Origin of the sequence: Pseudoalteromonas sp. MEBiC 03485, assembly GCF_004195145.1 — a bacterium.
Classification (GTDB): Bacteria; Pseudomonadota; Gammaproteobacteria; order Enterobacterales; family Alteromonadaceae; genus Pseudoalteromonas; species Pseudoalteromonas apostichopi.
In genome coordinates, this window is record NZ_SGBT01000001.1 from 3,094,477 (window position 1) to 3,109,765 (window position 15,289).

Genomic DNA, 15,289 nt, shown 5'->3' on the forward strand with positions numbered 1-15,289 from the left:
TAAATCACAAAGCTTCTGGCATAATTAATGCTGATTATACGTGCATAATTTGAACAATTTATGATACATATAAGTAAGCGTGCTAAAGAAGGAGCTTTATATGGCACATTTATCCGAACAAGAACTTACTTTTTTCAACCGTTTATTCGAGGCTGAAAACCTTGATGGCGATCCAACCGATACAAAAATGTCTGTTAGGCTCAACTTGCCAAATAAATTAAACGGCTTACTAGCAAATTCCAAACTAACTTTACTTGCCGAGGTGGGTATTTATCAGCTTTGGTTTCCACTTGAGTTTATCAATGACGAAAATGGCCAGCTGATACCCTTACTCAGTGCACCAGAAGTGATAGATACCAAAGGGATCGAACGCAGCTGGCGAACTCCTGATCTCGAAATACATACCGAGCAATTTCAAATATTGTCTTTATCAAGTACTGGCGTGTTACTCAAGCCTAAGCGTCAAGCTCCAGAGCTAAACAAAGACATATTACTCGCATTTGATTTACCTAGCAGAGATCACATTATTCTTAGTGTGAAGCCAATTCGAACCACTAGTAAAGGGATTGCAGGTAAGATCGTAAAGGTTTGCAAAGGTGAAGAGGAACTTCGTAGATACTTATTTGAGGCCCATAAGCACCATCACGCAAAGCTGTATGAGCAAGGTACCTTTACCACTGAACTTATCTAGTTGCAGTGACTTAACGGCTTAGATAAGCTTGGCGTTTTGTAGCAAGTCGAATAAGGTATTTTATGAGTTACCCTATAGGAACCCCAGGTAAACCGTGGAACGAAGCAGATAAAAAAGCATGGTTTAAATCACAGACAGTAAAACGTAGCTATATAGATGATGTTGTATCGCAATTAGAGTCTTTATCAATCGATTTCAATATTGAACAGTATGGTGCATTAAGTTACGACAGCGACAAGTACCCTCTTTACATTTTAAAGAGCAAGCAATGGCAAGCTGATAAACCGACAGTATTGGTTACCGGTGGCGTTCATGGCTATGAAACAAGTGGTGTGCATGGCGCATTAGCGTTTGCTAAGAACAAAGCTAAAGACTACTTTGCCGATTTTAATATTTTAGTAGCACCGTGTATCAGCCCGTGGGGTTATGAAACAATTAATCGCTGGAACCCTAATGCGACAGATCCAAACCGCTCATTCTACGCTGACAGCCCAGCTGAAGAGTCTGCAGCAATCATGCAGTATTTAGCTGACAATACCATTGCACCTTACGTGCATATCGACCTACATGAAACAACTGATACTGATAATAGTGAGTTTCGTCCTGCTCTTGCAGCACGTGATGCAACCACTCACGATAACTGGAACATCCCAGATGGCTTTTATCTCGTTGCTGATAGTGAACGTCCACATGACGCGTTTCAGGCAGCGATTATTAAGTCTGTTGAAAAAGTAACTCATATCGCACCTAGCGATGAGAATAACCAGTTGATTGGTGTACCGCAAACCCAATTGGGTGTTATTCATTACCAAGCGAAAAAACTCGGCTTATGTATGGGTCTCACTGATGCTGAATTTGTGACAACAACAGAAGTTTACCCTGATAGCCCACAGGCAAATGATGAAGTCTGTATTGATGCACAAGTAGCCTCGATTACCGGTGCATTGAACTATATTGTTAATAAATAGTTAGTTATATTTTAAATTTGGAGTGAATAAATAATTTACTCCAAACCACTTAAATATATAAAACACACAAAAAAACAACTCAATTGAATTATTTATGTTTTTTAATAATTGTATATTAAATAACTAGACACATACATAGAATTGTATAAAATTCGCGCTCTTTTAATTCAAAAGGGAAGCAAATTGGAATTTAAGAATCACTATGGCAGTGTCAGTATCATCACTGATGGTCCAATTATAATTGGACAATTTTCTGGTAATATTAACGCACGTTTAGTCAATGACTTTGCAGTAGATATAAAAAAGCATATTTCTGATCTAGCTGGAAAGCCGTGGGCTTATATTAGTCATTCTACCCAATTACTTGCTACTACTCCTGAGGCCGAACGCGGGTTTATCCAATTGTTACGTGCTCTACAAAGCACTAACTGTGTCGCTACCGCATACATGTTTAGCTCATCAATTGTACTCAATCAAATGAAACGCATCATTGCACAAGCACAATCACCAATTCAGATAATGGACTGTTTATTTGATGATTTAGATAGCGCTAAAGCCCATGTGCTAAAGAAACTCGAATTTGCAGAAATGGCTTGTTAAAAACAAGCCATTTTCATTTTGGGGTTGGATTAATCTCGGTAAAACTTAGTCTCTTTAGTAATTGCGATATTGGCATCTTCTAATGCTTGAATGTGAAAACTGATAGGCGTTACTTTTGACTTTAAGTCATAGCCATCAGCAACCACAGTAACAGGTACTCGCTTCATCTGACCTGCTTCAACTTTGATAGTTTCAGGCAATTGTAAGCTTGCTTCTTCGATACCACTTATACCAATTGAATAACTCAAACTATGCTGCGTTTTATTGATGATTGATAAGGTATATGGATTCTCTACCAAGCCTTCAAAATTAACTCGGTACAGTGCATTACGGTCACGAATTACAGAGGCCTCGATTGGTGTGCGCATTGCCATCCACACAACCATCCCAACGACAAATAGCGCCGTCAAACCACCATAACCAAGAAGTTTTAGTCTAAATGGGTTGGTCGTTTTACCTTCCATTTGTTTTTCCGAGGCGTACTTGATCAGCCCTTTTTGATAGTTGAACTTTTCCATTGTGCTATCACAGGCATCAATACATAAACCACAGTTTATGCATTCATATTGCAAGCCATTACGAATATCTATACCAGCTGGACATACTTCTACACACAAATTACAGTCTACGCAGTCACCTAAGCCTAACTCTTTTGGATCGGCTTTACGCTTACGAGCACCGCGAGATTCTCCTCGCTCTTGATCATACGTGACCACCAAGGTGTCTTTATCAAACATTACTGATTGAAAACGCGAATATGGGCAAGCAACAGTACACATTTTTTCACGCAAGAATCCCGCATTCCCATACGTACAAAATGCGAATAAGAATACCCAAAAGCTTACAATGCCAGACATTTCTAGGGTAAATAGGCTCATGTACAAAGACTTAGCCGGGATGAAATAAGCCATGAATGACATTGATGTGAGTAAAGAGATCACAAGCCAAGCGGCATGTTTAGTGATTTTCTTTTGCCATTTACTTGCTGACCAAGCTGTTTTATCAAGTTTAATACGCTGGTTTCGGTTACCTTCAACTTTGTGTTCAACCCAAGTGAACATAAGCATCCAGATTGTTTGCGGGCAAGTGTAACCACACCAAACACGACCTAGCCAGTTAGTGACGAAAAACAAAGCAAACGCACCAGTCATAAATAACATGGCTAAGATCATAAAATCTTGCGGTAACAACGTTAATCCAAACAGGGTAAATTTTTGACTTGCTACATCAAGTAATACAGCTTGCCGACCATCATATGGGATCCACGGAATAGCTATAAAAGTCAGCATCAGCACCCAGCCTAAGTAACGGCGGATACGTTGGAAATGCCCTTTTTGCTCTCGAATATAAATTGGCCCATCTTGGTTGTAGGGCTTGATGATTAAGTCTTGCTCTTTTATATCAAATTTCATTTTGCTACTTACTATTGTGTCGGTAATAACCTGACAGAGCAACTATCAGGCCAACAAAAAATAAAATCAAACCATTGATATAAAAGGGAAATTTAAATTTAAGAATATTAAAATCGCGAAATATCACGAATGCTCGCGATATATCACGAATTAGCGTTTTATAGCCAACTTTTTCATTTTTGACCTGAGGGTACTTTCTGGAAGACCCAGTAAAGTTGCAGCGCCATTATCACCTGATACTTGTCCGTTACAACGCTTTAGCACCTGGAGAATATGCTGCTTTTGTACAGCATCAAGCGAGACAACCTGCTCATCCGGTTGTTCATTATTCAACGGAGCAGAGAGTTGTAGTACAGACTGCTTAGATAAAATAGCTTCACGCTCAAGGATATTTTGTAATTCACGAATATTGCCAGGCCAATCATAGTTACCCAGCTTAGTGAGCGTTGCTTTGCTAAGCCCCTTTAACTGCTTACCTAAGCGCTTATTAAGCTGAGTTATTATGTTTGCTGCTAAAAGTGGAATATCTTCTTTGCGTTCACGTAGAGCTGGCACACGAATAGGAAACACATTTAAGCGATAATACAAGTCCATTCGAAAGCTACCCTGCTCAACCATTTGCCACAGGTTTCGATTTGTTGCAGCTAACACGCGAATATCAACTTTTAAAGTTTGACTGCCACCAACTCTCTCAAACTCTTGTTCTTGTAGCACGCGCAGTAATTTACTTTGCGCTTCTAATGGCAGCTCTGCCACTTCATCTAGAAATAAAGTCCCCTTGTCAGCTAATTCAAAGCGCCCTTTTCTACGTTCATTTGCACCAGTAAATGCCCCTTTTTCATGACCAAATAGTTCAGACTCAATTAAATTAGCTGAAAACGCAGCACAATTGACCTTTATAAAAGGTTGCTCAGCACGGCTACTCAAGCGATGAAGGTTTCGTGCCACCAGCTCTTTACCCGTGCCGTTTTCACCTAAAATCAAAACTGTACTATTAGTCTGGCTTACCAAGGTAATTTGCTCGAGCATACTTTGGAATGAATGACTTTGACCAACCAAACCGGAATCTTGCCAATCTTCGTTTAACTCTGAAATAAGGTAAGCATTCTCAGCTTGTAGTTGCTCAGACAAGTGCTGAACTTGCGCTAGAGCGTCGCGCAATGCCACTTCTGTTTGCTGCTGTTTTGATACATCGCGAAAAATCGCGACCGCACCAATCAAGGCGCCATTTTTATAAACTGGGGTTGAAGTATACTCGACGGCAAAATAGCTACCATCTTTACGCCAGAAGACTTCATCGTTTACATGACGATGTTTACCATCGAACATAGTGCAATATATTTGGCATTCATCTGCGGGATATGGTGACCCATCTTTACGAGTATGGTGATGATATTGGTGTATTTTTTTACCAAGGAGCTCGTCTGCTTTCCAGCCTGTCATGCGCTCAGCGGCAGGGTTTACAAAAACCGCATTACCCGATAAATCGAAGCCATAGATCCCTTCACCAACTGCATTTAACAGTAACGTAGGGTCGTTTAAAAATTCCTTGATCATAGCAATCACTTGTTTCGCGAAATATCACGAGCAATTATGGCAAGGTTGAACTTGCTTAACAAGTAATTACAAAAAAGCGGCTCAAGGCCGCTTTAAAAATTTTTAATATTTTTTATAGTCTAGGTACTAAGATAATTTCGCCCTGAGATACTTTCATATCTAATGGCAATTTGCTCAGTAGTGCAACTTTAGGGTCGTTCATATTTAATTTATAAACAGGGTTAACCGCTAAAAAGCCGTTAATCACTTGCATTGCTTGATCATCTAATAAGTTTAAGCTGCCCTTAAAACCCGCTGTATCTAAAGTTGTATCAACCAGTTTTACATTTCGTAAAAAGACCGCTTTTTTCTCGCTGTCATAAAATGGACTACCTTCGATTTGAAGCTTTAAGCGGACTGGATACTTAAGCGCGAAAGCTTTGATGACAGCACTAGAATCAGCCCCTAAAACCACCACATCACGCTTATCTGGGCCGACATTGACACTCAGATCGTTTACAGCAAAATCAACAGGTAAGCCCATCAGCTTAATCTGTTCACTTAGTTTTGGTAATTGATTAGCAAGGGCTGCTTCAATTTCTGAATTAGTAAACGAGTACACCGACATTCCTTGATCTGTACTTTTACATGCCCCTAAAAATAAACAGGTAAGTAGTAATAAAATTCTCATTGTTTTCCTCAAAAACACACGGAAAAAAACCGCTTCAAAAAGCGGTTTTATTCGTTAAATTGCAAATATTGTTTTAAGCCTTGCTAGTGTGTCAGCTGAAACTGAACCCTTACTGACTGCAAGTAATTGCTTTAAGTAATAATAAACATCTGCATGTTCACCACGGTGTTTATCATCTAACATCGCAACTTGCTCTGTCATACGTAACTGACTATCAGCTGACTCAACACCTGCCAAAATTTCGATACGAGTTAAGAGCTGCGCAGCATTTAAGTTTGTCGTTAATGCAGCTTGGAATTGCGAAGGAAGTTCGCTGCCGCTCTCAAGAGCAGCAAATAAAGCCGTTAACTTAGACTGCTCTGCTTGCTTGCTAATGTGCGCTGTTTTTGCACTAATCGCTGTCTCTAACTGACTCACTCGTGCTGATAATGCTTTTGAGTACTCAAGTTCAGCCAGCTTCACTGTCAAATCTTTAAGCTGTGCAAGATGCACCACTGTTTCAAGTGCTGACTCAAGCTCACTCAACTGCGCTGCTGCAACTTCATCATTTTGCTGCTGTACTTGCTTTTGCTGTTCAAACTCGGCGCTGCGCTTTGCAAAGGTGTCGTCATTAACACGTCTAAATTGCTGCCATAAGGTATTTTCTGCTTTCATTCCTGCAAAGCCAATAGTTTGCCAAGTTTGTTGCAATACCTTGAGTTCTTGGCACGCAGACGCTAAATCATCGCTTTGAGATAACTGTGTTGCCTGCTCTACCAGCGCTGCTTTTTGCTCAGCATTTGCTTTATGGAAGGCAGCTAGCTGTGCTTGCACTAGTGATTGCGCAGCTTTGAATTGCGCTTGTAGTTCACGATACGTTTTAGGATCAACATTTCCTGCTGAGCGCCAAGCTTTAGCGGTACGATTGAACTTATTCTCAAACTGCTTCCAATCGAACTCATCAGAAGACGTATCAAGATCTGTTAGCTCTTGCATTTGCTTGATTGTATCAAGACGCTGTGCCTTAGCTTGTTCTCGCTGTTGCTCTTGCTCAGCAAAATACTCACGACATGGTGCAAACAGCAACTCTATTTGCTGATCGAATAACTCACCTTGTTGTTTCTCTGCATCAGTGTCTAAACGGCCTAATTCATTCCAACGACGACGCAGCTGTTTAACTTGCTCAGCGCGTTGTTTAGGGTCTGTACATTCTGTTGCGGCTAATTCATTTACTTCAGCAAGTAATGCTTCACGCTTTGGTGCTGAAGCATATTTTTGCCAATCTTTTGCTTCTGCTAATTGCGCTTCCAAATCAGCTTTTAGGCTATTTAATGGCTGCTTGTAATACTCTGTTAGCGTAGCGTATAACTCTTCAAAACCTTTAAACACACCAAATGCAACATTAAAGCGCCCTTGGTCAATTAAGCGTTTTACATCACGTGCTTTACGCTTTGCTGTTTGTTGGTTCTTCTCAAACTTATTAGTAAGCGGTGCCATCGCTTGCTGCCAGCTATTTACTGCTTCAGCTAAATTTGCTTTAAAGCGACCTTGTAAGCGATTAGGAATACTTGCCAGCTTTTTACGTGCAAGTTTTTGCTGTTGTTCAAACTGCTGTTTCAGGCCGTCAAACTCGCTTTCTTCTTCTGTTGTCGCAACCGTGTTTAATTTATCAAATGCATCTTTAAACTCAGCGATAGCAGTAACTAATTGCGGTAACTCTTCAACTTGGTTGAATAAATTTGTTAAGTGCTGTTTTACATCACGAACATTTTGGTTATTAGGTAGATTCGCCTCTGTTAACGCATCTTTTGCTTGTGCAACTTTAGCTTCAAGCCAGTCTTGCTGAATTTGTTCTGGCGTTTCTAAACCCAGTTGCAATGCATTTTCAATTTCTTCACCAATTGCTTCAAGGCTTGCTAATGCTAAGACCTGACGCTGTTGCTCAGCTAAAGCTTGCTGCGCCGCTTCATGCTCTTTGCTTAGTTGTGCAATATGAGACTCAAGCTTTTGCGTAATCGCTGAATACTTTTTATCAAGTGTGCTTACTTGCTCATCGCTTAACCATTTTAATTCAATAGCTTGCCACTGCTGTAATAACTCAGCTTGTTGCATTGATACCAACTGAAAATCATTTTTATCACGAAGTGCATTCAGCTTTGCTAATACTACACGTGTATCTGCTTCAACTTTTGCAGGCATTTCGGTTGCTAGGCGTTCATTTTCAAGGTAAGCGGCTAGCTGTGAATACGCTTCACCTTTTGCATGTTTAAGTAATGATTTAGCAAGTTGGTGACTAATGACAAGCTCAACAAGTTGCAATTGCAGTTCTTCGCGGCCTTCTTTAAAGGCTTTATCAATTAAACTTGGATTTGCTAAGCGTTTTAATAATTTAACCCGAACTTGAATTTCTTTTTCTGCAAACGCAAGTTTTTCAAGCGTTTTTACTGGTGCATAACGCTCAATAAACTCATTTTTGATGTTTGCATCTAGTTTGCTATCAGTGTTTAACACAGCTTGGTTTATATGTTGCTCTGCAACGTCTTTAAGTGCTTGATCTTGTTTGTATGCTTGCCACCATAGAACAATATCATTGACTTTGTTCAGGGCTTTTTTACGGATCTCAGCAGAACTGTCTTCAAGAGCAATGCTATTTAAAATACTAAGGTCACGCTCTGTATCAAGACGTTCAACCGCAGCTAAACGAACTTGATTTTTAGGGTGCTTCCATTTTGGAGTAAACAGGTGTTTAAAGATCATTTTCACTAAACCTAGCTATTTCTTTTTCTGATGCGAACTCTTTTTGCAATTGAGCTTTGCTCTTTTGCACCATTTCACCATTTGCGCCAATGGTAAACTGCTCATTGCTTTGCGAAACTTTAGCTTGATAAAGCATCACGAGTTGAACGGTTTGTTGTTTTTGCTCTTCAGACAAAGGCGTGCCATCAGGCCACTTACCGGTTGAGGCACCATACTGAAGACGTTCAAATACTTCTGGGGTGATATTTTTAACGATATGATCAATATTCATGTTACTTTTTCTTTTTTAAAACAACTAAATAGATGCGACTTACGAGATACCATACAAAACCGACTGCCATTGCCGATGTATAAGCATACCACTCAAGAGACTTTGCTTCGGGGTGCATAAAGTAATAACAGAAAAAGCCCCCTAAAAATAAAATCAGTGCGAGGAAAGACTGATTCATAAACTTTTGTTGTCTACGAATACGCGTTTCTTTTTGCATTTGCTGCAATTGCTCATTGCTTAGATCGGTGACTTGGCATTCACAATGCGGGCATTGTTTATGTTTGTCAGATATTGGTTTTGCACACTGCGGGCAACTAATAATCGCCATATCTTTCTCCATACTACGCATAAAAAAGGCGCCTTAAGGCGCCCTTTATTGTACTTGTTTTATGAGTCGATGTCTTATTTGAATTTCATTCATTTGTGAAGATTCGAAAACCTGCACAATTAAATCCATCACAAAAACTCAAAATCCTGATTTATTGTTTCTGTTTCGCCTTTTCAGCTAGACGCTTTTCCCAGAAAGTAGCATTTTTAATGCCTAATTTAACTGGGTCAAAAGTGATTTCACCACCGGCTTTCTTTTGGTCTTCATAATCACGTAAACAACTAAGAGCAGGTTTAGCGACAAAGAAAATAGCCAAGATACCAACAATATTGATCCACGCCATTAAACCAACACCTATATCACCAATATTCCAGATATAGCCTGAGCTATTCACCATCCCATAAGCCACCATAAACATAATAACTAGCTTTACGATAACTAACGGAATATTGCCTTTGAAATAACGGTTTAAATAAGCAACATTGGTTTCAGCAATATAGTAATAAGCAAGAATTGTGGTAAATGCGAAGAAGAATAAAGCAATACCAACAAATGCTTCGCCAAAGCCACCGAATACACTAAATAATGCCATTTGCGTGAAAGCAGCAGAGCCTACTTCAGTTGCAGCATCAACGTTTTGAACAATGAATTGACCTGCAGGTAACTCACCAACAATGTTGTATTGTTTAGTGATTAGAATCATTAGCGCTGTTGCTGTACATACAAAGATAGTATCAACATAAACAGAGAATGCTTGTACTAAGCCTTGTTGTGCTGGGTGATCTACTTCAGCAGCTGATGCTGCATGGGGGCCGGTACCTTGACCTGCCTCATTTGAGTAAATACCACGTTTAACACCCCAACCAATTGCTGCGCCAAAGCCAGCTTGAGCTGTGAAAGCATCAGATAAAATCATTGAGAAAATACCCGGTACTTTATCTAGGTTTAAGAACACCACTATTAAAGCTAACACGATGTAACCTAACGCCATAAATGGCACTACAATTTGGGTGAAGTTTGCGATACGTTTAATACCGCCAAAGATAATAAATGCCAGCACAATTAAGATGATTGCAAGGGCTACTAACTTGAAGCTACCTACTTCACCAAAACTGGTGCTAACCAGTGTACCTTCACCGAAAACTTGAGTGAATGCATTACCTACCGCATTAGCTTGAACGCCTGGAAGGAATACACCACAGGCGATAATCGCTGATACCGCGAATAATACGGCTAGCCACTTTTGTTGTAAGCAACGGTCGAAGTAATATGCAGGACCACCACGATATTGGCCGTCTTCTTCTGATTTATAAATCTGACCAAGTGTTGACTCTGCATACGCAGTACTTGCGCCTAAAAACGCAACAATCCACATCCAGAAAATCGCACCTGGACCACCAAAGCCAATTGCTGCAGCAACCCCAGCAATATTACCTACACCTACACGGCCAGATAACGATACAGCTAGCGCTTGAAATGAAGAAATACCCGTATCTGAATTATTTGAGCTTAGCAATAATTTACACATTTCTTTGAAATGTCTAACTTGTGCGAATCGGGTTAAAACGGAATAAAACAGACCTGCACCTAGACATAAATAAATGAGTGCACTACTCCAAATTATGTCATTAACGGCGCTTACTAAAGCTTCCATGGATATCCTCTATGATTATATTTTTTATTGTTAGTTACGATACTCAGCGTGAGCTTGTGAGAATGCGCGACACTATGACTGTGAGAAATAAAAAATGAGATTTTGGTACTTCTCAGTTGAACATATTGAATATTAACTTAAACCAACCAAGTTTGTTAACAGTTAATTTTCAATATAACAAATGTACCCACCTAGTTAACATTCGATGCATCTTGCTCTACACCGTCATTTTTCAGTCTACAGATACAATTACGGGCATCAGTTTTGCTGATGCCCGTAAGGTTCGTTATCTTAATTTATCAACCACGTTAACGATAGCCGCTAACGTATCTTGACCAAATTGATACGAGCGACGATCTGACCAGCCGTAATCTGGATCTGGTAAATCATCGTTATCTTTAAATGGCATCTCTACCGTGTAAGCTAATGCATTAAATTCATGCGCGACAGCAGAAGAACCGACAGTTAAGTTAGCCTGGCCCGGCTCATCTTTTGGATAACCATGTTCGTCTTGGAACTCAGGCGTCACAGTTAAAAGCGCAGCTTTAAAGCTATCTTCTAACTCTTTTAAGCGATCATCGTAGCCTGGGATACCTTCACTACCCGCAACAAAGTTATAAGGAATTGCTTCGTCACCATGAATATCTAAGTGCATATCAAGGCCCGTTTCACGCATTTTGTTAAGCACTAAGAAAACTTCAGGGCTATTTTCCATGCTCGGTGTTTGCCATTCACGGTTCAAATTGACACCTTTAGCGTTAGTACGTAGGTGACCACGCACACTGCCATCTGGGTTCATATTTGGCACGATGTAGAATACTGCTTTAGATAGTAACGCAGCTGCATGTGGGTCTTCATCATCAAGTAATTTATGAAGTAATCCTTCAACATACCACTCTGCCATTGTTTCGCCTGGGTGTTGACGCGCCGTGATCCAGATTTTCTTCTTCTCACTACTAGGAATACCCACACGTAATACACTCATGTCACGACCATCAAGTGTTTCACCTAATGTTTCTAATTCACACGCATGCTGGCTTTGTGCCCATGCAAGTAAATCTAAGTGACGGTCATAGCTGTAAGGTGCAAAGTAAGCAAAATACATACTGCTACACTCAGGCTCAACTTCAAATGATAGTGTGCCGTTTGCGTACTCAGACGGAACACGGAACCACGTTTGACGGTCGTATGATGCAACCGTGTGATAACCCTCCCAGCCATCAGGATAGGCTGAATTTTCTAGATTATTAATATGTAATTTATGGTTTTGAAACGCAGTTGTTTCAAGACGAAAGTGAAACCACTGGAAAAAATCAGACTGATTGTCTTTATTAATTTCTAATTGAATGTTCAGTGGATCAACGGCTTCAATAACCTTGATATTACCACTATCAAAATTGCTGGTGATTTTCATTTTATAAACCTATTGGTTAAATATAATTCTTAGCTACTCGCTTATTAGTTAAGAATTAAGCCAACGCTCTATAGTTAGAACGTTTTGTTAGTAATATGGTGTAGACCCTAAACAGCCTATCACATGCAGAAAATTTGCAAAAACTTTCACGACTAAAAAAGCCAGCATAATGCTGGCTTCTTGAATCTGTATAGTTTAGGTATTAGCGAGGTAAACTTGGGAAAGTTACTTCAGCCATATCACGCATACAGCGTACTACCTGACAGCTATAACCAAACTCATTATCGTACCAAACGTAAAGCACAACACGGTTGTCATCTACGATTGTCGCTTGTGAATCAACAACACCTGCGTAACGACTACCCACTAAGTCAGTAGATACGATTTCAGTAGACGCTGTGTAATCGATTTGGTCACGAAGATCTGAGTAAAGTGCAGTTTCACGTAAGAAAGCATTTAGTTCTTCAACGTTTGTACCTTTTTCAAGGTTTAAGTTCAAGATAGCCATTGATACGTTTGGTGTAGGAACACGGATAGCGTTACCCGTTAGTTTACCTTCAAGCTCTGGTAAAGCTTTAGAAACTGCTTTAGCAGCACCTGTTGAAGTGATAACCATGTTAAGTGCAGCAGCACGGCCACGACGTTCAGCTTTGTGGTAGTTATCAATTAAGTTTTGGTCATTGGTGTATGAGTGAACAGTTTCAACGTGACCGTTTTTGATACCAAACTTATCGTTAAGCGCTTTTAACGTTGGCGTAATAGCATTGGTCGTACAGCTAGCCGCACATACAATTTTATCTTCAGGTTTGATATCTTGGTTGTTTACACCGTATACGATGTTTTTGATGTTACCTTTAGCTGGTGCAGTTAATAATACTTTTGCCGCGCCTTTTGCTTCTAAGTGCTGACCAAGGCCTGCTTCGTCTTTCCAGATACCCGTGTTGTCAACAACTAGTGCATTTTCGATACCGTAAGCAGTGTAATCAACTTCGTTTGGTGAGTTAGCGTAGATAACTTGAATGTAGCTACCGTTAGCTTTAATTGCGTTGCGCTCTTTATCAATTGTAATAGAGCCATTAAATGGGCCATGGATAGAGTCACGACGAAGTAAGCTTGCACGCTTCTCTAGGTCGCCGTCTTTACCACCACGTACAACGATTGCACGTAAACGCAGGTCTGCATAAGGGCCAGATTTTTCGATTAATAGACGTGCTAATAAACGACCGATACGCCCAAAACCGTATAACACAACATCACGTGGCTCTTTGCGCTCAGAGTTTGCGATTTCTGCTAATTCGTCAGTTAAGTACTCTTCAACTGAACGACCTTTTGCAGCATCTGTAAACAAATAACCATACGCTAGTTTACCAATATCGATACGTGCAGAGTTTAAGTCCATTTTGCTAATTGCTTCTAAGAAAGGGAAGCTTTCACGTAGACGTAGTTTTGTACCTTCAAACTGAGCAACTGTTTTATGCGCTTTGATGATATCGATTGTACTGGCATTAACGAGAGGACGGCCATATACAGCGATTTCGATACCACGATTACGGTAAAGTCTACCAATAATAGGTTGCATACTTTCTGCGTAATCTTGACGTTCTTGCCAGCTGCTTGTGTATTCTAACTCGTGAGATGAGGTCATTTTTTTTACCTAATTAAACAATTTTGAACGGATAGCCTTAAAAAATGTGCTGTGATTTGAGAGCAACACATCTCAGGCAGGGGTATTCTAATTTAAACTCAAACGATTCTCCACTGTTACAGAACAAATCATTGCGCTAGAATAAAGTAGTACAAATTAAGTTGAGGTTAAGGAATGTTATTAAGAGCAAGTGTGTTGCTTGGTTTATTGGCATTAGCAGGCTGTGAAGATCCACTTACACTGGCAAAAGTGTGCGACGAAACACCTGGCTTCTGTAGTGATTTGAATAAAGACAGTCACTGTAAAGAGCAACGTGCCGAAGTTATCATTCAACGTTACGTTGAATATAAGTCACCAACAGACGAGAACAAATACCAATTATTAAAGGATTTTGAGAAATACGATCAATGTGTGTCTCTTGCCGCCAAGATTGAGCATATAAAACTAAAAGAAAAAACCACGTCTCGCGTTGAAGGCCATTTAACGAGCATTAAAGAAATGACGCGAATTTTTCAAGATACCAAAAATACTGACCACCCAGGTTTGTTGTATTACCATTGGTCACGTAATAATGACCAATCTGCATTAACTAAGTTACTCGCCCTTGAAGAAAAACAAGATAAACGCGTCACTGAAGATGCCGAAATGCAGTTTTTCTTAGCGAGCTACTACGTGAAGTTTGATGATGAAAAAACCATTGATTTGCTTTACAAAACGCTAGAGCTAAATAAAGCAGGTGCAACACCCAACCCTGAGATCTACCCTACTCTCGTGAGCTTATTCTACAAACATGAAAAGTATAAGCATGCCTACACCTTTGCACGTGTAGCACAATTATCAGGGTATGAAGATGTCGATATTTTACCTATTGAGCATCAACTCGCTGCCGCAGGTAAAAGCTTAGACAGCTTAGATGATTTAGCACAAAAAACCTACGACAGTATCCAAGGAGGAAACTTCGTATCACCACGCGGTTTTTAGCTTTTGATAGCTCGCAAGTAAATACTTAAACAAATAAAAAAGGCAGCTAACGCTGCCTTTTCTTATTTTGCTTTGCTTGTGCCAACTTCTACACGAGTTTTTAGCTTCTGACCTGGTCTAAAAGTCACAACTCGGCGCGCCGAAATAGGAATATCTTCACCTGTTTTCGGATTGCGGCCTGGACGTTCTTTTTTATCTCGAAGATCAAAGTTACCAAATCCAGAGAGCTTAACCTGCTCGCCTTTTTCTAGCGCTGAGCGGATTTCTTCAAAAAACGCTTCAACTAAATCTTTGGCATCTTTTTTATTGATCCCGAGTTTTTCAAATAGGTGTTCAGCTATGTCGGCTTTAGTAAGCGCCAT

At 40.0% G+C, this 15,289-nt stretch carries 14 protein-coding genes; 4 read left to right on the forward strand and 10 right to left on the reverse strand.

Going from position 1 to position 15,289, the window contains the following annotated elements; all coding sequences use genetic code 11:
• The first annotated feature begins 100 nt into the window (after positions 1 to 100).
• The 3 genes from EVU92_RS14280 to EVU92_RS14290 all read left to right on the forward strand — a co-directional run bounded on the left by EVU92_RS14280 (position 101) and on the right by EVU92_RS14290 (position 2,259).
• Positions 101 to 691 (forward strand): hypothetical protein, encoded by a 591-nt coding sequence (locus EVU92_RS14280; RefSeq protein WP_130051785.1) that lies wholly within the window; start codon positions 101 to 103, stop codon positions 689 to 691.
• A 62-nt stretch (positions 692 to 753) separates the two neighbouring features.
• Positions 754 to 1,659, forward strand: coding sequence for a M14 family metallocarboxypeptidase (locus EVU92_RS14285; protein ID WP_130051786.1), 906 nt, complete (start codon positions 754 to 756; stop codon positions 1,657 to 1,659).
• A gap of 183 nt (positions 1,660 to 1,842) precedes the next feature.
• On the forward strand, positions 1,843 to 2,259 hold the full coding sequence (locus tag EVU92_RS14290; protein WP_130051787.1) for a hypothetical protein: 417 nt from the start codon (positions 1,843 to 1,845) through the stop codon (positions 2,257 to 2,259).
• A gap of 29 nt (positions 2,260 to 2,288) precedes the next feature.
• Here EVU92_RS14290 and ccoG read toward each other — a convergent pair whose 3' ends face one another.
• The 9 genes from ccoG to EVU92_RS14335 form a co-directional block, all read right to left on the reverse strand.
• Positions 2,289 to 3,671: a cytochrome c oxidase accessory protein CcoG gene (gene ccoG, locus EVU92_RS14295; protein WP_130051788.1), complete on the reverse strand. Its 1,383-nt coding sequence runs from the start codon at positions 3,669 to 3,671 to the stop codon at positions 2,289 to 2,291.
• A 150-nt stretch (positions 3,672 to 3,821) separates the two neighbouring features.
• Positions 3,822 to 5,228 (reverse strand): sigma 54-interacting transcriptional regulator, encoded by a 1,407-nt coding sequence (locus EVU92_RS14300; RefSeq protein WP_130051789.1) that lies wholly within the window; start codon positions 5,226 to 5,228, stop codon positions 3,822 to 3,824.
• 112 nt (positions 5,229 to 5,340) lie between these two features.
• Positions 5,341 to 5,898, reverse strand: coding sequence for a DUF1439 domain-containing protein (locus EVU92_RS14305; protein WP_130051790.1), 558 nt, complete (start codon positions 5,896 to 5,898; stop codon positions 5,341 to 5,343).
• A gap of 54 nt (positions 5,899 to 5,952) precedes the next feature.
• Positions 5,953 to 8,634, reverse strand: a complete 2,682-nt coding sequence (locus tag EVU92_RS14310; protein ID WP_130051791.1) for a DUF349 domain-containing protein — start codon at positions 8,632 to 8,634, stop codon at positions 5,953 to 5,955.
• The gene (locus tag EVU92_RS14315) at positions 8,624 to 8,905 is read right to left on the reverse strand and encodes a DUF1315 family protein (RefSeq protein ID WP_130051792.1); all 282 of its coding nucleotides are present in this window, start codon (positions 8,903 to 8,905) and stop codon (positions 8,624 to 8,626) included. The genes EVU92_RS14310 and EVU92_RS14315 overlap by 11 nt, the downstream gene beginning before the upstream one ends.
• Before the next feature lies 1 nt (position 8,906).
• Positions 8,907 to 9,233: a hypothetical protein gene (locus tag EVU92_RS14320; protein WP_130052303.1), complete on the reverse strand. Its 327-nt coding sequence runs from the start codon at positions 9,231 to 9,233 to the stop codon at positions 8,907 to 8,909.
• A 151-nt stretch (positions 9,234 to 9,384) separates the two neighbouring features.
• Positions 9,385 to 10,887: an alanine/glycine:cation symporter family protein gene (locus tag EVU92_RS14325; protein ID WP_130051793.1), complete on the reverse strand. Its 1,503-nt coding sequence runs from the start codon at positions 10,885 to 10,887 to the stop codon at positions 9,385 to 9,387.
• A 286-nt stretch (positions 10,888 to 11,173) separates the two neighbouring features.
• Entirely contained in the window at positions 11,174 to 12,301 is a 1,128-nt protein-coding gene (locus EVU92_RS14330) for a M14-type cytosolic carboxypeptidase (protein WP_130051794.1), read from the reverse strand.
• 202 nt (positions 12,302 to 12,503) lie between these two features.
• The gene (locus EVU92_RS14335) at positions 12,504 to 13,946 is read right to left on the reverse strand and encodes a glyceraldehyde-3-phosphate dehydrogenase (protein ID WP_130051795.1); all 1,443 of its coding nucleotides are present in this window, start codon (positions 13,944 to 13,946) and stop codon (positions 12,504 to 12,506) included.
• A 174-nt stretch (positions 13,947 to 14,120) separates the two neighbouring features.
• Between EVU92_RS14335 and EVU92_RS14340 the strand changes: the two genes are divergently transcribed.
• Positions 14,121 to 14,927, forward strand: a complete 807-nt coding sequence (locus EVU92_RS14340) for a DUF2989 domain-containing protein (RefSeq protein ID WP_130051796.1) — start codon at positions 14,121 to 14,123, stop codon at positions 14,925 to 14,927.
• A 62-nt stretch (positions 14,928 to 14,989) separates the two neighbouring features.
• Here the strand turns inward: EVU92_RS14340 and ihfA are convergent, their stop codons facing one another.
• A complete protein-coding gene (ihfA, locus tag EVU92_RS14345; protein WP_002960690.1) occupies positions 14,990 to 15,289 on the reverse strand; it encodes an integration host factor subunit alpha in 300 nt (99 codons plus the stop codon).

Excerpts from the sequence above, each read along its gene's own strand:
- EVU92_RS14300 (WP_130051789.1), bottom strand. The coding sequence starts at position 5,228 with ATGATCAAGGAATTTTTAAACGACCCTACGTTACTGTTAAATGCAGTT.
- EVU92_RS14330 (WP_130051794.1), bottom strand. The coding sequence starts at position 12,301 with ATGAAAATCACCAGCAATTTTGATAGTGGTAATATCAAGGTTATTGAA.
- EVU92_RS14305 (WP_130051790.1), bottom strand. The coding sequence starts at position 5,898 with ATGAGAATTTTATTACTACTTACCTGTTTATTTTTAGGGGCATGTAAA.
- EVU92_RS14325 (WP_130051793.1), bottom strand. The coding sequence starts at position 10,887 with ATGGAAGCTTTAGTAAGCGCCGTTAATGACATAATTTGGAGTAGTGCA.
- EVU92_RS14335 (WP_130051795.1), bottom strand. The coding sequence starts at position 13,946 with ATGACCTCATCTCACGAGTTAGAATACACAAGCAGCTGGCAAGAACGT.
- EVU92_RS14310 (WP_130051791.1), bottom strand. The coding sequence starts at position 8,634 with ATGATCTTTAAACACCTGTTTACTCCAAAATGGAAGCACCCTAAAAAT.
- EVU92_RS14320 (WP_130052303.1), bottom strand. The coding sequence starts at position 9,233 with ATGGCGATTATTAGTTGCCCGCAGTGTGCAAAACCAATATCTGACAAA.
- EVU92_RS14280 (WP_130051785.1), top strand. The coding sequence starts at position 101 with ATGGCACATTTATCCGAACAAGAACTTACTTTTTTCAACCGTTTATTC.
- ccoG (WP_130051788.1), bottom strand. The coding sequence starts at position 3,671 with ATGAAATTTGATATAAAAGAGCAAGACTTAATCATCAAGCCCTACAAC.
- EVU92_RS14340 (WP_130051796.1), top strand. The coding sequence starts at position 14,121 with ATGTTATTAAGAGCAAGTGTGTTGCTTGGTTTATTGGCATTAGCAGGC.
- EVU92_RS14285 (WP_130051786.1), top strand. The coding sequence starts at position 754 with ATGAGTTACCCTATAGGAACCCCAGGTAAACCGTGGAACGAAGCAGAT.
- EVU92_RS14315 (WP_130051792.1), bottom strand. The coding sequence starts at position 8,905 with ATGAATATTGATCATATCGTTAAAAATATCACCCCAGAAGTATTTGAA.
- ihfA (WP_002960690.1), bottom strand. The coding sequence starts at position 15,289 with ATGGCGCTTACTAAAGCCGACATAGCTGAACACCTATTTGAAAAACTC.